Below are 18,748 nucleotides of genomic sequence, written 5' to 3'. Positions count from 1 at the left end.
GCGGGACTACAGGCGCTTTCCTGCCTGCATCCGGGCAGTATAATATTCAAACAGTGTCATGCCGGTGGTCTGTGGCTGCAGCCAGGCAAACAGTTGTTCGAGGTTTTCATACAAGGTTTCGATATCTGCCGCTGTTTTGAACGTCGGACTGCCACCCGGCATAAACTCAGAAGAGTGCAGCATAAACTCCACATAATCACTGCCCGATGCCAGATTACGTTCCACGACCCGTTGCATGGCACTGAGATTATCTCTGGACGGCCGCAACCAATAAACCGCCGGAGAGCGCTGCCGGCCCCTGATCTTATCGACCCCCTGTTTGATCCGCCGGACCCCCGGTGAGTGCTTGTAGTCTGTACTCATCGGTATTTCTAACAATGTCCCGGGACCTGCTCTTGAAATATCCTCAGGGTCCAGGAAATAGGCTTGCCGGGGAAAATGGGTATAATCTGTCCCGCCGTTACCCTGGGGGGCTCCGGCAGTAAACTGCCAGTTAACGCGCGGCGTTACAGAACAGTCGACACAGTACCCCAGTCGGGTCAGGACGGCCGCATAACGCTCGTCGAAAGCCCAGCGCCCCGCCCGATGACTTTTCATCGCAACCCCGAAAGACTCTTCCAGTAACTCCGTCATAAAACGGGCTTTGGCGTCCAGAATATCATCCGGATACTCGATCAGATAAGGCTGCCATTTCCAGTCATCATCGGTCAGCGGGTACTCCGGGGGGCTGTTCCAGGCATGCAAATGCATCCCCACTTCCCCCTGGTTTCTGGCAATGACATCGCTGGCAAATTCCACATATGCCGGGTCTTTTGCCATCTCATAGTTCGTAAGCCAGGTCGGTTTAAACTGATATTTCTCACAGAGTTGCTGAAAACGGGAGAGGAAACGGGTATTTTCCGTGGCGATTACCCGGTGATTTTGCCAAAGATTGTCACCTTCGGTATCGATTGTGATGAGAAAAGCAGGTCTGGTCATGAATTATCTCTGATGTTTACCTGGCGGTTTTTCTGGTATTTTTGCATACGCTCACAGGAGATTCCGGCCGGCTTTCGTCACTGGACGGGACAGAGGTTCTCTTTACCCGTTTCGATAACCGCGCGTTCTCACAGAAGGATATAAACAGTGTCACAACATCATATCACGATGATTATTGATGGTCTGCCCGGCGGCGGTGCCGAAAAAGTGGTTTTAACGCTGGCGCAGGGGTTTCTTACACAAGGACACCGGGTCTCACTGATTTCTCTGCGTGATGTCTGTCATTTTACACTGCCCGATGGCCTGGATTACCGGGTGGCCGAAGATACCGCGAAAGTCCCCTGGCGCAAACTGACAGAACTGTCCCGCCGGGCCCGTCAGCTTGATCATGCCTTCAGTAAGTTGACGGCAGAACGCGGCCCCGTCGATCTGGTGCTGTCCCATCTGCATAAAACCGACCGTATTGTCCGACGCAGTCGCAAGATTGACCCCGGTAAAACCTGGTTTTGTCTGCACGGCGTTTTCTCATCGTCGTATCTCGGCCACCGTACCGGAGCCTCGCGCTGGCTGAAAGTCAGAAAAATACACCGTGTATATCACCACAGAAAGATCATCGGCGTTTCACACTATGTGACAGACGACCTTTGTCAGCAGTTCTCCGTCGTGCCGGCAGTAGAGAGGATTATCTTTAATCCCTTTGATTTCCCTGCTATCCGGGACGCTGCAGTTGAGCCGGTACCCTACCCGCCAAAGAGTTATCTGCTGCATGTCGGGCGTTTCCATACCGTGAAACGCCACGATCGTTTGTTACGCGCCTATGCCCTGAGCGGCCTGCCCTGGCCTTTGGTATTACTCGGGGAAGGCAGTGAAGAGAGTAAACGCAAGCTTCAGGCACTGGCTGAAGAACTCCGTATTACTGAGAAGGTGATATTCCGGGGATTCGACAGTAATCCGTATCGATGGATAAAAAATGCCAGGATGCTGATCCTGAGTTCAGATAGCGAAGGCTTTGGTAATGTGCTGGCAGAGGCACTGATCTGCGGTACACAGGTAGTCAGTACGCGCTGTCCGGGCGGACCGGCAGAAATCTTAACCGGGCCGTTAGCGGCCGGGCTTTCGGATCTGACACCGGAATCTCTGGCAGAGAAGATCGCATTTATCGACAGCCATCCTGTCCCCCTGACTGAAACATCATTCGCTGTATATCAGCTCGACTCAGTCTGCCGCCAATATATCGCACTGATTAATCAGTAAGCCCCCTGCGCTGAAAGGGGGCCGGGTGATTACGGCTGAGGCAGTGACAGTGAGCGCTTCATTTCCGTCACTTCGCTGAATACCGTCGCAACAGAAATAGCCTTCAGCGGCTCGTCTTTATCGGTGACCCGCGGGTCGGAGGCAGGCAGATAAATACAACGATGCAAATGGCGGTCCTGATAGGGACCACTGTTTTCAGGCGATTCCGTCACGAACAGACTCAATGTCGGTACTTTCAGGGCGATAGCCAGATGCAGAGGCCCGGTATCACCGGTGACCAGCATATCCATTGAGGAGATAACCCCCAGCAGTTCAGGTAAGGTTGTTTTACCGACGAAACTGGTCACCGCCTCTCTGAGCGACGGGGCACAGGCGTCCATGACTTGCCGGGCCAGATCGGCCTCTGCGGGCGAACCGATAAGCACGATCTCACTGCCCGGGAACTCACGTAAAATATTTCCGGCCAGTTCAGCAAAATATGCGGGTGGCCAGCACCGGATGCGTGTTGAGGCTCCCAACTGAAAACCCACCCGGAAGACTGACGGTGATTTTGGCTGCGGAACATAAGCACAAGGCGGGGCCATATCCACATCCGAGGTATCGCATCCCAGGGCCGATACCAGTTGCATTTTTCGGCCGATAATATGCCCTTCACATTGATCCACGCCATACACCAGCCAGCGTGACAGTTCCCCGATATCTTTCCCGTAATTATCCCGCACCAGATAACGGCAACCCAACATCGCCGCGCTAAGAATATCGTAAGGAATATGCGAATGCAGCATGACGGCCAGCTCAGGAGAGAACACTTTCGCTTCGCGAATAAATCCCGCCAGTGTGCCGATCTTATTGTTCCAGAACACGACATCATCATAGAATTCGCGTTCTTTCAGCAATTGCTCATATTTAGGGTGAGCGACCAGGATGATTCTGGCCTCCGGATAACGCCGGCGGATTGCCCGTAATGCGGGTGTATTAAACATGTAATCGCCAAGGGCGGTTGTGGAATACACCAGGATAGAACGGAACTCTCTGCGGGAAAGTTGTGCAGCCTTCTCTTCAGAGCTTGCGGTATGACGATGGAAAACACTTAACCAGGCATTCACCAGCCTGATTTTATTTTTTTTTGTTTCTCTCATTTTTGACTGGCTCGCCCCTGACAATCGCGTATCACTATAAAAAACCAATATAAATCAAAAGGAAATGCCAACCCTCTGAAAACACGGGAGCCGAAGGAAATCACTGCGAATTTCCTGCCGGAAAGCACGTGCTTCGCATGATGGAATAAACCCGAAAATAATACTACCCCTTCTCCGGCTCACCGATATCTTTCGTGCGATGAATTCCGGGAACATAAGTATTCCCTCTGAAGAAAGGGCGGTAATTATCCTTATCCCTTCCTGCATGATGCTAACACTGACAGAATCTGCCGATAAAGCGTTATAATTCATCAGCGGTAACAGGATTTTTCCCGCAACATTCCCCCGCTGTCATATTTATTTGATACAGTGTCGTTTATCAAAAAGTATTCGTTATTCTGTGGATGATCGTATCCTGCGCCTGAAGCAAGTCAGGGCGAACTAATGGCGGGATAATGGGTCGAATGCTGCAACATACTGAGATTTGACCCGGGCTATCAGGCAGAGACCCTTAATGGGATTTTTTTAATTTAAGAAAAGCGACAGGTATGAGTCATACGCCGGCACTATCTACTTCCCCTAAGAGAATACTGGTCATTAAACTTCGCCATCATGGTGATATGTTATTGACGACTCCGGTGATCAAAACACTCAGTACCAGTTATCCCGGTGCCAGAATCGATGTTCTTCTGTATAAAGAAACAGAAGCTATGCTGATCAATAACCCGCTTATTACCCGGTGTTTTTCCATCGACAGAGCCTGGAAAAAGCTGGGTCCAATGCGCCATATCGCTCATGAGTGGCGTTTATTACGGTTACTCAGAACACAACATTACGACTTAGTCATTAATCTGGCTGATCAATGGCGGAGTGCGTTGATCACACGCTTTACCGGCGCTAAACAACGTCTGGGATTTGATTACCCGAAACGGAAGGGCGCACTGTGGCGATTCTGCCACTCGCAACGGGTCCCGGTCTCCGGACACGGAAAGATGCATACGGTGGAACAAAACCTTTCCCTGCTGGAACCTCTTGCTCTGCCGCATATCCGCAGTGAAGTGACCATGAGCTATCAGCCAGCCGATGCCGACGCCATACGTCAGTTACTGAAACAGGTACAGATTACCGGCCGGTATATTGTGGTACATCCGTCATCCCGCTGGTTTTTTAAATGCTGGACGGACGAAAAAATGGCGGCAGTGATCACACAACTGGCCGCTGACGGCTATTCGATAGTCCTGACATCCGGCCCCGACCAGGCAGAAACTGAAATGGCCGGCAGAATTCAGTCACTCAGCCACGGTGAGCATATTGTTTCTCTGGCAGGAAAAATGACGCTCCCGCAGTTAGCCGCGTTAATTGATCAGGCGGAACTCTTTATCGGTGTCGACTCTGTACCGATGCATATGGCCGCTGCCCTGAATACGCCTTATGTCGCGTTGTTTGGCCCCTCCAAGCTGACATTCTGGCACCCCTGGGAAGGAAAAGGGGAAACGATTTGGGCCGGAGATTTTGGTCCGTTACCTGACCCGGATGACATTCAAACCAACACCACTGAACGCTACCTGGATTTAATTCCGGTTGAAGCAGTGCTCACTGCGGCGCGGGATCTACTGAAATGAAAAAAATACGTCTGGCCATCGTCCGTCAGAAATATCGCCCGGATGGCGGTGCCGAACGTTTTGTCTCCAGGGCCCTCGAGGCATTAAATCATAAAGATATGGAGCTTAACGTCATTACCCGCCAGTGGCAGGGCGATGCGCACCCGGACTGGAAAATACATCTGTGCAACCCGATGAAATGGGGGCGTATCAGCCGGGAACGGGGGTTCGCCAACGCCGCCAGAAAGCTCTGGCAACAGCAGGCATTCGATATTGTTCAAAGCCATGAGCGGATCGCCGGTTGCGATATTTACCGTGCCGGCGATGGTGTACATCGCCGCTGGTTAATGCAGCGCTCACGTATTCTGTCACCCTGGAAACAGCGCCAGTTAATGGCCGACCGCTACCACCGGTATGTCATGCAGGCAGAACAGGAAATGTACACCTCACCCCATCTCAAGGCCGTCATCTGTAATGCGGATATGGTGAAGCAGGAAATCATGGAAGATTTTGCCGTCCCGGCAGATAAGATCCATGTCATTTATAATGCCATCGATCACCAGAAATTCCGGCCGGCAGATGAAAAACAACGGCAACAACTACGCCAGCAACACCATATTCCGTTACAGGCGCATTGTCTGATTTTTGTCGGTTCCGGTTTCGAAAGAAAAGGACTGAAAGCAGCCATTGAAGCCATTTCTGCCACCGAAAGTCATTTGCTGGTTGTGGGCAAAGATAAAATGGAGCAACGCTATCGTCAGCTTGCACAGTCGCTGGGATGTGAACAGCGGGTGCATTTTGCCGGTATGCAACCTCAGACATTACCCTTTTATCAGCTGGCCGACGGGTTGCTGTTACCCACACTCTACGATCCGTTCCCGAACGTGATCCTGGAAGCGATGGCATGTGGATTACCGGTCATTACCAGTACCCATTGTGGCGGCGCTGAATTTATAAAATCAGGACATAATGGGTTCATCACCGATGCGCTGGATATCCCGGGGATGGCCGGGGCTATCGGGCTGCTGCCCTCACAGGCTCTGCACTCTGACATGGGCCGGCATGCACGGGAAACGATCCTCCCTTATACGCCTGAACATTTATCAGAACAGTTATTCCGTCTTTATGAGACATTATTATCTTAATAACTGATTTTTCCGGGCCGGTATGGCCCGGAAAACAGAGATTATTCCGCCTTATTCAGCGCCGGCGTTAAATGCCTATTCACTGACATTTATGCTACCATGCCTGTAACATCCCAAGCCGAATTCACATAATGTTGTTGCGTTTATACCAGACAATTCTTTATCTGATTCAACCCTTTATATGGGTTAAATTACTTATTCGTAGCCGAAAAGCGCCAGCCTATCGTAAACGCTGGGCAGAACGCTATGGGTTTTGCGCAGGCAAAGTCAGACCGGAGGGTATCGTCCTGCATTCCGTGTCTGTCGGAGAGACCCTGGCTGCCGTACCGCTGGTCAGAGCATTGCGTCATCGTTATCCATCGCTCCCTATTACCGTCACAACCATGACCCCTACCGGCTCAGAACGAGCCCAGTCGGCTTTCGGTAAAGACGTTGACCATGTGTATCTGCCCTACGATTTACCCGGCGCAACACACCGCTTTCTGAATACCGCCCGGCCACGGCTGATGATTATCATGGAAACAGAACTCTGGCCGGGACTGATTCATATATTGCATCAGCGGAAAATCCCGTTAGTTATCGCCAATGCCCGATTATCTGAACGCTCGTTCCGGGGTTACCAGAAACTGGGCCGTTTTATGCAACGCCTGCTGCGCAGTATTACGCTTATTGCTGCCCAAAATGCTGAGGATGGTGAGCGTTTTGTGGAACTGGGCCTGAAACGCAGCCATCTGGCCGTGACCGGTAGTCTTAAATTTGATATTTCAGTCACGCCGGAACTGGCAGCCCGGGCCGTCACTCTACGTCGTCAATGGGCTCCGCACCGGCCGGTCTGGATAGCCACCAGCACTCACGATGGTGAAGAGAGTATTATTCTGAATAGCCACCAGCGCTTGCTGGAGCAATATCCTGACCTGCTACTGATACTGGTCCCCCGCCATCCTGAACGTTTCCCGGAGGCTATTTCCCTGACACAAAAAGCCGGCCTCAGCTATATCACCCGCAGCAGTGGCGAAATTCCGTCAGCCAGCACCCGGGTCGTGATAGGGGATACGATGGGTGAGCTTATGTTGTTATACGGTATTGCCGATTTGGCTTTCGTTGGCGGCAGCCTGGTTGAACGTGGCGGTCATAACCCCCTTGAACCTGCGGCCCATGCCATTCCGGTGATCATGGGACCTTATATCTGGAATTTTAAAGATATCTGCAGCAAGCTGCAGGACGCTCAGGGTATGCTCACGGTAACGGATTCCGATACTCTGACCCGAGAGGTCAGTAAACTATTGCAGGATGATGATTACCGCCGTTATCTTGGTCACCATGCCGTTGACGTTTTACGCCGGAATCAGGGGGCATTGCAGCGTTTAGTCGACCTTCTTGAACCTTACCTTCCGCCACGGACACACTGATGAATACTCGCCAGCGCCTTTCAGTCGTAATGATCACGAAAAATGAAGCAGAGCTGATCCCGGAATGTCTGGCATCTGTTAGCTGGGCCTATGAAATCGTTGTTCTGGACTCCGGAAGTACCGATCAGACCGTTGAAATTGCCCGTCAGGCGGGGGCCAAAGTATTTCAGAGTACGCAGTGGCCTGGCTTCGGCCCCCAACGTCAGCAGGCCCAGCAATATGCCAGCGGCGATATGATCCTGATGATTGATGCGGATGAACGAGTGACTCCTGAACTACGTCAGTCGATTGAAACGCTCCTTTCACAACCGCCACAGGAACACCAGGTTTACAGCATGGCACGCAGTAACTGGTTCCTGGGACGTTATATGCGCCACAGCGGCTGGTACCCGGACAGAGTCACCCGTCTTTACCCTGCCAGCTTTACCTATAATTCCCATCTGGTGCATGAGTCTCTCGAGCATCCTGGTGCTACGGTCATCAGGCTGACCGGCGATCTGCAGCATTTAACCTGCCGCGACCTGCATCATTTTCAACAGAAGCAATTAGCCTATGCGAATGCCTGGGCGCAGCAACGTGCCCGACAGGGCCGTCGCTGCGGACTTTTTTCTGTCTACAGTCATACCGTTGCAGCATGGCTTAAAACAGCCCTTCTGCGGGCTGGTTTTCTGGATGGTCATCAGGGATGGATACTTGCTCTGGTGAATGCACAATATACGTTTAATAAATATGCCATACTCTGGGCATTAACCCGGACGAAGTGACGGAGACCGCGATGACGACCCGAGCGATTTATCCCGGAACCTTTGATCCCCTGACTCTGGGGCATCTGGATATCATTACCCGCGCTTCCCGGCTGTTTGATCATGTCATTCTGGCGATTGCGCATAACCGCACGAAACAACCGATGTTTACGCTGGAAGAGCGGGTGTCGCTGGCACAACAGGCGACCTCTCATCTGGCCAATGTCGAGGTGACAGGCTTCAGTGAGCTGATGGCGGATTTCGCGGGAAAACAGCAGGCAAATGTTCTGATCCGGGGCGTACGTTCCGTCTCTGATTTTGACTACGAACGTCAGCTGGCGCTGATGAATAATCACTTATTACCCGGTCTGGAAAGTATCTTCCTGATCCCCGCCGAAGCCTATGCTTTTATCTCTTCCTCTCTGGTGAAAGAGGTCGCCCGGCATCACGGTGATATTTCCGGGTTTGTGACCCCGGAAATCTGTCAGGCGCTGTTAAGTAAGCTGCATGACTAAGTCACTATCGCTGGCATTCAGGGCACCAGTACGTGCTGCGCTGTGCATGCCGGCCGCTGAGGATCAGGCTGCCGCATTGACGGCAGGGTTCTCCGGCCCGGCCATAGACCTGCAGTTCCTGTGCGAAATAACCAGGTTTTCCGTCGGTCTGTAAGAAATCACGTAATGTGGTCCCGCCCTGCTCAATAGACCGCTGCAGCACCTGCTTAATACATGCCACAAGCGTCCCGGCTTCGCTATCCGTTAACTCACAGGCTAGTCTGTCCGGCAGGATACCTGCAGCAAATAAAGATTCACTGGCATAGATGTTGCCTACCCCTACCACCAGTTTATTATCCATTAGCCAGGGCTTGATGGGGATGCGCTTACGCCGTGACTTCTCCTGCAACCCGCTGGCGGTGAATGCCTCGCTTAAGGGTTCCGGCCCCAGGTGTGACAGTACCCTGCTGGTCGTGAGATCAGTTTCCCATAGCCAGGCACCAAACCGTCGGGGATCGGTATAACGCAGAATTTTGCCGTTACTCATGACCAGGTCCACATGGTCGTGCTTTTCGGCCGGTAGCTCTTCCGGCAGAACCCGCAGGCTCCCGGACATCCCCAGATGAATGATGATCCAGCCTTCCGGCAGCTCCAGCAGCAAATATTTCGCCCGGCGCTGCACGCTCAGTACCGGCTGATCACTGAGTGACAGAATTTCCGGAGAGACGGGCCAGCGTAGTCTGGAATTACGTACCACAGCATGAAGTATGGTCGCCCCTGTCAGATGAGGTTCAATCCCCCGGCGACTGGTCTCAACTTCAGGTAGTTCAGGCATCGTTACTCCTTACACACGAAAATTTCAGGCCCGGAAAACAAAAAACCCGGCCGGAGCCGGGTTTTTTCAGAATACCAAAATTATTTAATTTTGGCTTCTTTGTAGACAACGTGCTGACGGACAACTGGATCGAACTTTTTCAGTTCCAGTTTTTCCGGCTTAGTACGCTTGTTCTTCGTAGTGGTATAGAAGTGACCTGTACCAGCAGAAGAAACCAGCTTGATCTTCTCACGAATACCTTTAGCCATGATTTAGTTCCTTAGTACTTCTCACCGCGGGTACGGATATCTGCTAATACAGAATCGATGCCCTTTTTATCAATAATACGCATACCTTTAGCAGATACACGCAGGGTAACAAAACGCTTTTCGCTCTCAACCCAGAAACGGTGTGAGTGCAGGTTAGGCAGGAAACGGCGTTTCGTCGCGTTCAGTGCGTGGGAACGGTTGTTTCCGCTCACCGGGCGCTTGCCAGTTACTTGGCAGACTCGTGACATGTCATATCTCCAAAAATCAAATCAGCTCGAGCTTTGTACTTAGGTTCTGGCCGCCTCGTCAGGCTTTTAACCCATCCAGGCGAGTTCAATGTGAACCCGCTGAGCAGGCCTAAACGCCAAACCCGAGATTCTCAAAGGTGGCGTAGTATACGCTCTGCGGGGCAAACGCTCAAGTCCCGAACAGATAAAGATCTCTTCGGATCGGCGAAAAACTACTGTTTTTCGCCTGTACCCCGCAACGAATGCGCGCTTTTTATACTAAAGCAAGCCCTGTTCAGCAAAAGAGACGTATTGTCCTTTGCCGATCACCAGATGGTCTAAAAGCCTTATGTTCAGTAACCTGCAGACCTGATGAATGCGCTGAGTCACATCTTTATCGGCCTGACTGGGTTCGGCAATTCCGGAAGGGTGATTATGAGCCAGTATTAATGCCGCTGCATTAATTTTCAACGCTTCACGGGCAATTTCCCGCGGATGCACCTCGACACTGTTAAGCGAACCCGTGAACATTTTCTGTGCCGACAGAACCCGATGCTGGTTATCCAGGAAAATCACCATGAAAATTTCACGCTCCTGATGGGATAACTGGCTGGCTAAATAATTCCAGGTCGCTCCCGGGTCTTCCAGCACTGACACGGTAAGTAGTTGTGCCTGAAAAAAACGGCGGCTTAGTTCAGTCACCGCGAGAAGCTGGGTCATCTTCGCGATACCGATGCCGCGTACCGCCAGGTAATTTTCTTTCCCTGCGGCCATGAGCGCATATAATGAACCAAACTGCTTAAGGATCGTCTCTGCCAGCGCCATAACGCCCATCCCGGTGACGCCTGTACGCAAAAATATCGCCAGCAGTTCTGCATCCGTTAATGCCTCCGCACCGAATCTGCTCAGTTTTTCTCTGGGTCGTAGCTCTTCCATCGTCACCTCCTCTTCGTTCTCTGCACTTTAGTGCGCTGCCCTGGCGGATTCTATGGACACTGACAGAAAGACTGGCCGGGATCACAGCCCGCTAACCGCGTCTTACGGGAAAACAGCACCAGGTTGCTAACCGGGCCGTACGCCACATTCTGCTCCCTAAACCGTTTTGCCGGACGGCGAATATGATAAAATGCCGGGGTTGTGGGCGGACTTCGCGGCAACGGAGACAAACATGAGGCGAAAATAATGGAATTAGTCGGTAAAAAGATCCTTCTGGGGATCAGTGGTGGTATCGCCGCCTATAAAACTCCTGAACTGGTACGCCGTTTGCGTGAACGGGGTGCCGACGTCAGAGTGATGATGACTGATGCCGCAAAGGAATTTATTACCCCGCTGAGTTTGCAGGCAGTGAGTGGTTATCCGGTCCTTAATAGTCTGCTGGACCCTGCCGCCGAAGCGGCAATGGGGCATATTGAACTGGCCAAATGGGCAGATCTCGTCATTATTGCGCCCGCCACTGCAGATATTATCGCCCGTATTAGTCAGGGTATGGCCAACGATCTGGTGACTACAGCCTGTCTGGCCACCGCTGCACCTGTCGCGGTGGTACCGGCAATGAATCAGCAAATGTACCGTTCGTCGATTACTCAGGAAAATCTGCACCGCCTTGAGAAGCATGGAATACACCTCTGGGGACCGGACAGCGGAAGCCAGGCCTGTGGTGATATCGGTCCGGGAAGAATGCTTGACCCGGAAGAGATCGTTCGCCATGCTATTTGCCTTGCCGGTACGGTCACAGATTTGCAACATCTGAACGTAATGATCACCGCAGGCCCGACACAGGAAGCGCTGGATCCTGTGCGCTATATTACGAACCACAGCTCAGGTAAAATGGGGTTTGCCATCGCAGATGCCGCTGCCCGACGTGGCGCCAGGGTCACGCTGGTTGCCGGACCGGTAGTACTACCCACCCCGCACGGTGTCAGGCGCATCGACGTAACGACGGCGCTTGATATGCAAACGGCCGTTATGACCGATATTCGTCAGCAGCATATCTTTATCAGTACAGCGGCTGTCGCTGATTATCGGGCAGCGACCATTGCCAGTGAAAAAATAAAAAAACAAGGGCAAAGTGACGACTCACTGACGCTGCAACTGGTTAAAAATCCGGATATTGTTGCCGGTGTCGCCGCACTGGAACAGCATCGCCCCTATGTGGTCGGATTTGCGGCGGAAACACGTAATGTGGAAGAATACGCCCGGCAGAAAAGAAGACGAAAACAGCTGGATTTAATTTGCGCCAATGATGTGTCTCTGACTGAACAGGGCTTCAAAAGTGACCATAATGCGCTTCACCTTTTTTGGCAGGAGGGAGAGAAAGTACTACCCCTTAGTACAAAACAGCTCCTTGGCCAGCAATTATTAGACGAGATAGTCCGCCTTTATGATGAAAAAAATCGACATTAAAATCCTCGACCCGCGTGTCGGGAATGAATTCCCTCTGCCCGCTTATGCTACTCCGGGTTCTGCGGGTCTCGACTTACGGGCGTGTATCGATGCACCGTTAATCCTTCAGCCGGGCGAGACCACCCTGCTGCCAACCGGACTGGCTATTCACGTCGCTGACCCTCAGCTGGCCGCGGTGATCCTGCCACGTTCCGGACTGGGGCATAAGCATGGCATCGTGCTGGGTAATCTGGTCGGACTGATCGATTCTGACTATCAGGGGCAGCTTATGGTTTCAGTATGGAATCGCGCTCAGGAGGCCTTTACCATCCAGCCAGGAGATCGCATTGCACAGTTAGTCTTTGTGCCGGTCGTACAGGCGGAGTTCAACCTGGTGGAAGAGTTCAATACCAGTGAACGCGGTGAAGGCGGCTTTGGCCACTCCGGTCGTCAGTAATTTATCAGCAGCAACTTCTGTACCTTTCATCTTCCGGTTCCCTGGCGACAGATCATATGAACCGGAACTTTTGTGCTCACAGAAAGTGGTCAGTCAAAAAGCCACTCAACACGGCACCGGTACTCCGGAGTTAGTGAACCGGTACAGCGTTTCAAGGTGATTTTCAGGGGTCCTTTCACACATGGCAGAAAAAAAGAACGCGAAACGGAATCGTCGCGAAGAGATTTTGCAGGCACTGGCGCAGATGCTGGAGTCCGGGGATGGTAGTCAGCGCATCACAACCGCTAAGCTGGCGGCGAATGTAGGCGTCTCAGAGGCCGCCCTGTATCGCCACTTTCCAAGCAAGACAAAAATGTTCGACAGTCTTATCGAGTTTATCGAGGACAGTCTGATTACCCGCATCAATCTTATTCTGAATGATGAAAAAGAAACGCTGATGCGGCTAAAACTGATTATCCAGTTGATCCTGGGTTTCGGTGAGCGTAATCCCGGGCTGACACGTATTCTTACCGGCCATGCGCTGATGTTTGAGCAGGATCGTCTGCAGGACAGAATTAATCAGTTATTTGAACGTATTGAAGTCCAGCTACGTCAGGTGATGCGTGAGAAAAAACTGCGCGAAGGCGAAGGATTCATGACCGACGAAACGCTGCTGGCCAGCCAGTTACTGGCATTCTGTGAAGGGTTACTTTCGCGGTTCGTCAGATCAGAGTTCCGTTTCCGGCCAACCGCAGACTTCGAAAGCCGCTGGCCTCTGCTGGCAATGCAGCTTCAGTAATTCAGCGGGCTGTTCGCCCGCCGTCATAATGACAGGCCTCAGATGCCGTATTGTTGCTGATAGGCACGTACGGCAGTCAGATGCTCAGCCATTTCCGGTTTTTCTTCCAGATAACGGATAAGATCATTCAGGGAAATAATTGACGTCACCTGGCACTGATAATCACGCTCTACTTCCTGGATGGCCGAAATCTCACCACGCCCCCGTTCCTGGCGATCCAGTGAAATTAATACCCCGGCCAGGGTGGCGTTATGCGCCGCAATAATTTCCATCGATTCACGGATAGCCGTGCCGGCGGTAATCACATCATCCACCAGCATGATCCGTCCCTGTAACGGGCTACCGACCAGGAGTCCGCCTTCACCATGATCTTTGGCTTCCTTACGGTTAAAGCAGTAAGGCACATCGTGGTCATGGTGGTCGGCCAACGCCACGGCTGTCGTCGTAGCAATCGGAATTCCTTTATAGGCCGGCCCGAAAAGTAAATCGAAGCGGATCCCTGCGTCCGTGAGTGCCTGTGCATAAAAACGGCCCAGGCGGGCTAAATCCCGTCCGGTATTGAAGAGGCCTGCATTAAAAAAGTAAGGGCTCTTACGTCCTGATTTCAGCGTAAATTCGCCAAACTTCAGAACCTGTTTCTCCAGTGCAAATTCAATAAATTCACGTTGCCAGGGTTTCATTTTATTCCTCATATAAAAAAAGCGACCCGGGGGTCGCCTGTCTGTCAGATCGCTAACGCAGCCTTCTGGGCATCAATCAGGGTATCAATACCGCCACGCGCCAGAGCCAACAGGCTAAGCAATTCCTCGTGGCTGAACGGTTCACCTTCTGCCGTTCCCTGTAATTCTATCATTCTGCCATCTTCCATCATGACAACATTCATATCGGTATCTGCGGCTGAATCTTCGACATACTCAAGATCACAGACCGCTTCACCTTCAACAATACCGACAGAAATCGCGGCAACCATGCCTTTCATCGGGTTGGCTTTCAGTTTACCGGCCGCCACCAGAGCATTCAGTGCATCGGCCAATGCCACGCAGGCACCGGTGATAGACGCAGTACGGGTGCCACCGTCAGCCTGGATCACATCACAGTCCAGAGTGATGGTATATTCACCCAGGGCCTGTAAATCAACAGCAGCCCGCAACGAACGTGCGATCAGACGCTGGATTTCGAGGGTTCTTCCCCCCTGCTTCCCTTTTGCCGCTTCCCTGGCCATACGGCTATGGGTAGAACGCGGTAACATACCGTACTCTGCGGTTACCCATCCCTGGCCTTTTCCTTTCAGAAAACGCGGGACACTTTCTTCCACGGTGGCCGTACAAAGTACTTTGGTTTCCCCGAACTCCACCAGCACTGAACCTTCAGCATGTTTGGTGTAATGGCGGGTCAGGGTGACTGGACGCACTTGTTGTGCACTACGGCCTGCTGGACGCATGTTCTTTCTCCGGCTGCTATTAACTGGCTGCGCATTATACGGATTTCGCCGCCTCCTGCCTATGCCCGGAACGCTCAGTCCAGCGTTTTACGATAGCTGATGGCGGCGATAAGGAGCGTGATTATCCCCAGGGATACCAACGCCAGTAGCTCTGGCAACAGTTCACTGCCGGTATATCCCTTCAGCATGACTCCTTTGATCAGGCGTATGAACCAGGTTAATGGCAGACAGGCCCCTATCCACTGTGCCCAGACAGGCATACTGATAAAGGGACTGATAAATCCTGAAAGCATGACCGAGGGGATAAAATAAAACGAAGAGAGCTGTAACGCCTGTAACTGATTTTTGGCAAGACCGGAAATGGTGACCCCGATAGCCAGGCAGAGAAAGATAAAGATGATCAGGACGATAAAGAGCAAAAAGACACTACCGAGCATTGGTATCTTAAACAGAAAAAGCGCAGACAAGAGGATCATGACCGACTGAAAAGCGCCGATAATAATATAAGGGGTTATTTTCCCCAGGATCACTTCCATCCCGCTCACCGGTGAGATGAGCAAACTCTCCATCCCGCCGTTTTCCCTTTCCCGCGTCACAGCCAGTGCCGTCATTAAGATCAGCGTGGTACTGAGGACAGAACCGATAATCCCCGGAACCGTATTATATTGCGTAACTCCTTCAGGATTAAACATACGGTGTACGATCAGCTCAAACTCGCCAGCCCTCTCCACCGCACGTAATACTTCCGGCAGATCATTTCTGAACATGGTTTTCGCCGCACCGGTCAGGGCACTGAGGGCATTATTGATAGCCAGCGGATCAACGGCATCACCCTGCACTAAAATTCGTGGTTTTTCTCCCCGCAGGAGTTGGCGGGTAAACCCCTCGGGTATCGTCAGGATAAACAGAATATCACCACGGACAAAAGCCTTACGAGCCTCTTCAGGTGACGGAAAGAGATGAAAATTAAAATAATCGGTATTTTGCGCCGAGCTCACAAATACCTGACTCAGCGGCCCGGTATCATAATTCAGTAATGCGGATGGCAAACGATGGGGATCCATATTGACGGCATACCCCAGGATAACCAGCTGGGCGAGCGGGGTCAGAAACACCATCAGGATACTGATTCTTTCACGTCTTAATTCATGTAACTCTTTGATAACGATTGCCAGCCAGCGGATAAAAGAAAACTTAATGTTTATTATTTGCATCAGATATCATCAGACATGAAAACGCATCTTCCAGTGAGGTAATGACCGGAGAAATAGTGTGTTGTTCAGAAACAAGTGCAGACAGGCTAGCGACCAGACGCTCTTTATCACGGGAAGTCACGTTCAGGACATTTCCGCGAATAATGGTGTGCTCAATGCCGGGAGAGGAACGTAACTGTGTTTCGAGCACAGAGAGCCCATGGCCGGCTATCTGCAAGGTCGTCAGATTCTGCTGACGGATAATCGACTGCGCCGTTCCACTGGCTAATAAATCACCGTAGGCCAGGTATGCCAGCCGGTGACACCGTTCGGCTTCATCCATGTAATGGGTACTGACCAGTATAGAAATACCTTGTGCAGAGAGCTGATGCAGTATCTGCCAGAAGTCTCTGCGCGAGTGGGGATCCACACCCGCAGTGGGTTCATCCAGGAATAATACCTGTGGCTGATGTACCAGGCATGCGGCCAGAGCCATCCGCTGTTTCCAGCCACCGGAGAGCGTCTTTGCCGGCTGATGCTGCCGCGAGCTCAAGCCAAGCTCAGAGAGTATTCTGTCCACGGATTGCGCTTTCTGGCTGATATTATGCAAACGGGCCATAAAAAGCAGATTTTCGCGTATTGTCAGATTTCCCCACATTGAGAATTGCTGACTCATATAGCCGATACATTTTTTTATTTCGTCACGTTGCCTGAAAATATCTTTACCCAGACAATACCCCGTGCCGGAGTCCGGAGTTATCAGTCCGCACATCATGCGTATAGAGGTTGTCTTTCCACTTCCGTTTGGCCCCAGGAAGCCGTGGATCTCGCCTTTATGAATATGCAGCGAAAAATCCCTGACGGCATGATGGTCACCAAAGTATTTATTCAGGCCGGTGACACCAATACAATATTCATTCATCCGGAATCACCTCCACACGGAAAGGCTGCCCGATATTAATCAATGCCGCTGTGCTTTTTTCCGGTACGGCCTCGGCCATATACACCAGTTTATCCCTGTGCTCCGTGCTGTAAATGACCGGCGGAGAGTATTCTGCCTCCGGGCTGATGTAGTTAATCCGGCCGGCATAAGGTTGCTTACAGCCATCACATACCAGCAGAACGCTCATTCCCGTATGTAACGCCCCCAGCTCTTTTTCCGGAATAAAAAAGCGTACCCGGACATTTTCTGGTGAAAGTAAACTTATTAGCGGTCTTCCGGCAATTACGCGCTCTCCGGGGCGATAGAGGGTATCGAAGACCACGGCATCCTGCGGTGCGATAAGGGTACTTTGTTGCAGTTCCCAGCGCGCTTTATCTCTTTGCAATCGGGCGGATTCAACCTGTAATTGCTGACTTTCAATCAGCGCCTCCCGGGCGGGTAAATTTCTGACATCAAGCCGGGATTTCAGCTCCTGTACCAGGGCTCTCTTTTGCCGGTAAGCGGCGACCGATTTTTGCCATTCATCTGCCGAAACAGCCCCGGTACGATATAATTTTTGCAGACGCGTATGCTGTTTTTTTGCTAACTCTTCTTCTGAAAGTGCACTTTCAAGCTGGGCCCGGATCACTGCCAGCTCAGCGGGCCGATCACCGGAAATGAGATCCGTCAGGCGTGCCTTTTCTGCCAGATATGCCTTCTCACTGATCTCCAGAGTATTACGCGTCGTAAAATCTTCCATGGTTAATAACGTCTGGCCCTTACGGACCTGATCGCCCTTTTTGACCCACAACTGGTCAATTTTCTCGTTAGCGGCGTAGGAAAGATAAATAAATTCACCGTATGAGTATCCCGGATAGGTCGGTGGCGACTGAATACGGCATGCGTTCAGACTCATCATCAGAATAAGAAATATAACATCCCTGTGCTTGAATAGCATATTTTTAACTCCCTGAATATTTCTCTGTCAGGTTCAGAAAGGCAATAATCCATACACCGGGCTTATTCATTAATAAATAAACCTTCAGTATATATAAAATAAAACCGGACCCCATCAAAGGTAAATTCACCATAAACATTCGATGATTAAAAATCAACTATAAAAAACACAACAAGAAAAATATCAGCAGCGGATTATTTCGATAACTCAGGTAAAACCTGAATTAATAATCCATTCCGGAAATGGAAAAATAAAAACCATCTTTTAAATAAATCCGTCGCCTGACATAGAACAAGATTGAAAAATAATTGCATAAAAAAATATAAGACGGTTTTTTACTGTCAGGCGGCCTTCTATTTATCAAAGACCTGCAGAGTTCACGCCCCTTTCCGGTAGCAACAGAAGCCCCGTGAACAAAAAGCAGGCAACGGATTCTCTGTCATAGTATGCCGGCCCCGCAGATAAGATTTCAGACATTACGTGAAATGTGTTGCGAGTTGTGGCTAAATACCTTCCTCATTTCCAGTCAGACGGATAGCATTGA

20 protein-coding genes are annotated in these 18,748 nt (G+C 51.2%); 9 read left to right on the top strand and 11 right to left on the bottom strand.

Going from position 1 to position 18,748, the window contains the following annotated elements:
* Positions 1-6: 6 nt before the first annotated feature.
* Positions 7-978: a polysaccharide deacetylase family protein gene (locus tag ABD035_RS15430; protein WP_212714522.1), complete on the bottom strand. Its 972-nt coding sequence runs from the start codon at positions 976-978 to the stop codon at positions 7-9.
* A 168-nt stretch (positions 979-1,146) separates the two neighbouring features.
* On the opposite strand from ABD035_RS15430, the gene ABD035_RS15425 reads away from it, so the two are divergent.
* Complete coding sequence (locus ABD035_RS15425; protein WP_343871094.1) at positions 1,147-2,232, top strand: glycosyltransferase; 1,086 nt, start codon at positions 1,147-1,149, stop codon at positions 2,230-2,232.
* A gap of 29 nt (positions 2,233-2,261) precedes the next feature.
* On the opposite strand, the gene ABD035_RS15420 is transcribed toward ABD035_RS15425, so the two are convergent.
* Entirely contained in the window at positions 2,262-3,371 is a 1,110-nt protein-coding gene (locus tag ABD035_RS15420; protein WP_212714521.1) for a glycosyltransferase family 9 protein, read from the bottom strand.
* A gap of 548 nt (positions 3,372-3,919) precedes the next feature.
* On the opposite strand from ABD035_RS15420, the gene rfaQ reads away from it, so the two are divergent.
* The 5 genes from rfaQ (at position 3,920) to coaD (ending at position 8,784) form a co-directional block, all read left to right on the top strand.
* Complete coding sequence (gene rfaQ / locus ABD035_RS15415; protein WP_343871059.1) at positions 3,920-4,993, top strand: putative lipopolysaccharide heptosyltransferase III; 1,074 nt, start codon at positions 3,920-3,922, stop codon at positions 4,991-4,993.
* Positions 4,990-6,117 carry a glycosyltransferase family 4 protein gene (locus tag ABD035_RS15410; protein WP_343871058.1) on the top strand — a complete coding sequence of 376 codons (1,128 nt, stop codon included), beginning with the start codon at positions 4,990-4,992 and terminating at the stop codon, positions 6,115-6,117. The genes rfaQ and ABD035_RS15410 overlap by 4 nt, the downstream gene beginning before the upstream one ends.
* A 131-nt stretch (positions 6,118-6,248) precedes the next feature.
* A complete protein-coding gene (waaA, locus tag ABD035_RS15405; protein ID WP_425579732.1) occupies positions 6,249-7,526 on the top strand; it encodes a lipid IV(A) 3-deoxy-D-manno-octulosonic acid transferase in 1,278 nt (425 codons plus the stop codon).
* Positions 7,526-8,290 carry a glycosyltransferase family 2 protein gene (locus ABD035_RS15400; RefSeq protein ID WP_343871057.1) on the top strand — a complete coding sequence of 255 codons (765 nt, stop codon included), beginning with the start codon at positions 7,526-7,528 and terminating at the stop codon, positions 8,288-8,290. The genes waaA and ABD035_RS15400 overlap by 1 nt, the downstream gene beginning before the upstream one ends.
* Before the next feature lie 11 nt (positions 8,291-8,301).
* A complete protein-coding gene (gene coaD, locus ABD035_RS15395; RefSeq protein ID WP_212714517.1) occupies positions 8,302-8,784 on the top strand; it encodes a pantetheine-phosphate adenylyltransferase in 483 nt (160 codons plus the stop codon).
* Positions 8,785-8,788: 4 nt separating this feature from the next.
* On the opposite strand, the gene mutM is transcribed toward coaD, so the two are convergent.
* The 4 genes from mutM to radC form a co-directional block, all read right to left on the bottom strand.
* The gene (mutM, locus tag ABD035_RS15390; RefSeq protein WP_212714516.1) at positions 8,789-9,598 is read right to left on the bottom strand and encodes a bifunctional DNA-formamidopyrimidine glycosylase/DNA-(apurinic or apyrimidinic site) lyase; all 810 of its coding nucleotides are present in this window, start codon (positions 9,596-9,598) and stop codon (positions 8,789-8,791) included.
* An 80-nt stretch (positions 9,599-9,678) separates the two neighbouring features.
* Positions 9,679-9,846 carry a 50S ribosomal protein L33 gene (gene rpmG, locus ABD035_RS15385; protein ID WP_002436700.1) on the bottom strand — a complete coding sequence of 56 codons (168 nt, stop codon included), beginning with the start codon at positions 9,844-9,846 and terminating at the stop codon, positions 9,679-9,681.
* Positions 9,847-9,857: 11 nt separating this feature from the next.
* The gene (gene rpmB, locus ABD035_RS15380) at positions 9,858-10,094 is read right to left on the bottom strand and encodes a 50S ribosomal protein L28 (protein ID WP_025902420.1); all 237 of its coding nucleotides are present in this window, start codon (positions 10,092-10,094) and stop codon (positions 9,858-9,860) included.
* A gap of 258 nt (positions 10,095-10,352) precedes the next feature.
* Positions 10,353-11,009 carry a RadC family protein gene (radC, locus tag ABD035_RS15375; RefSeq protein WP_212714515.1) on the bottom strand — a complete coding sequence of 219 codons (657 nt, stop codon included), beginning with the start codon at positions 11,007-11,009 and terminating at the stop codon, positions 10,353-10,355.
* Between the two features lie 246 nt (positions 11,010-11,255).
* On the opposite strand from radC, the gene coaBC reads away from it, so the two are divergent.
* The 3 genes from coaBC (at position 11,256) to slmA (ending at position 13,690) form a co-directional block, all read left to right on the top strand.
* Positions 11,256-12,476 (top strand): bifunctional phosphopantothenoylcysteine decarboxylase/phosphopantothenate--cysteine ligase CoaBC, encoded by a 1,221-nt coding sequence (gene coaBC / locus ABD035_RS15370; RefSeq protein ID WP_343871056.1) that lies wholly within the window; start codon positions 11,256-11,258, stop codon positions 12,474-12,476.
* Positions 12,454-12,912, top strand: coding sequence for a dUTP diphosphatase (gene dut, locus ABD035_RS15365; protein ID WP_212714513.1), 459 nt, complete (start codon positions 12,454-12,456; stop codon positions 12,910-12,912). Before coaBC ends, dut begins: the two co-directional genes overlap by 23 nt.
* A 181-nt stretch (positions 12,913-13,093) precedes the next feature.
* The gene (gene slmA, locus ABD035_RS15360) at positions 13,094-13,690 is read left to right on the top strand and encodes a nucleoid occlusion factor SlmA (protein WP_212714512.1); all 597 of its coding nucleotides are present in this window, start codon (positions 13,094-13,096) and stop codon (positions 13,688-13,690) included.
* A gap of 38 nt (positions 13,691-13,728) precedes the next feature.
* Here the strand turns inward: slmA and pyrE are convergent, their stop codons facing one another.
* From pyrE to ABD035_RS15335, 5 genes are all read right to left on the bottom strand, one after another.
* Complete coding sequence (pyrE, locus tag ABD035_RS15355; protein WP_212714511.1) at positions 13,729-14,370, bottom strand: orotate phosphoribosyltransferase; 642 nt, start codon at positions 14,368-14,370, stop codon at positions 13,729-13,731.
* A gap of 44 nt (positions 14,371-14,414) precedes the next feature.
* Positions 14,415-15,131, bottom strand: a complete 717-nt coding sequence (gene rph / locus ABD035_RS15350) for a ribonuclease PH (protein ID WP_343871055.1) — start codon at positions 15,129-15,131, stop codon at positions 14,415-14,417.
* A gap of 74 nt (positions 15,132-15,205) precedes the next feature.
* Positions 15,206-16,345: an ABC transporter permease gene (locus ABD035_RS15345; protein WP_343871054.1), complete on the bottom strand. Its 1,140-nt coding sequence runs from the start codon at positions 16,343-16,345 to the stop codon at positions 15,206-15,208.
* Positions 16,326-17,246, bottom strand: a complete 921-nt coding sequence (locus ABD035_RS15340) for an ABC transporter ATP-binding protein (RefSeq protein WP_212714509.1) — start codon at positions 17,244-17,246, stop codon at positions 16,326-16,328. The genes ABD035_RS15345 and ABD035_RS15340 overlap by 20 nt, the downstream gene beginning before the upstream one ends.
* A complete protein-coding gene (locus tag ABD035_RS15335; RefSeq protein WP_343871053.1) occupies positions 17,239-18,204 on the bottom strand; it encodes an HlyD family secretion protein in 966 nt (321 codons plus the stop codon). Before ABD035_RS15335 ends, ABD035_RS15340 begins: the two co-directional genes overlap by 8 nt.
* Between the last annotated feature and the right edge of the window lie 544 nt (positions 18,205-18,748).

The organism is Tatumella terrea (genome assembly GCF_039523755.1).
Lineage (GTDB): Bacteria > Pseudomonadota > Gammaproteobacteria > Enterobacterales > Enterobacteriaceae > Tatumella > Tatumella terrea.
This window is presented reverse-complemented; position numbering and strand designations above follow the sequence as displayed.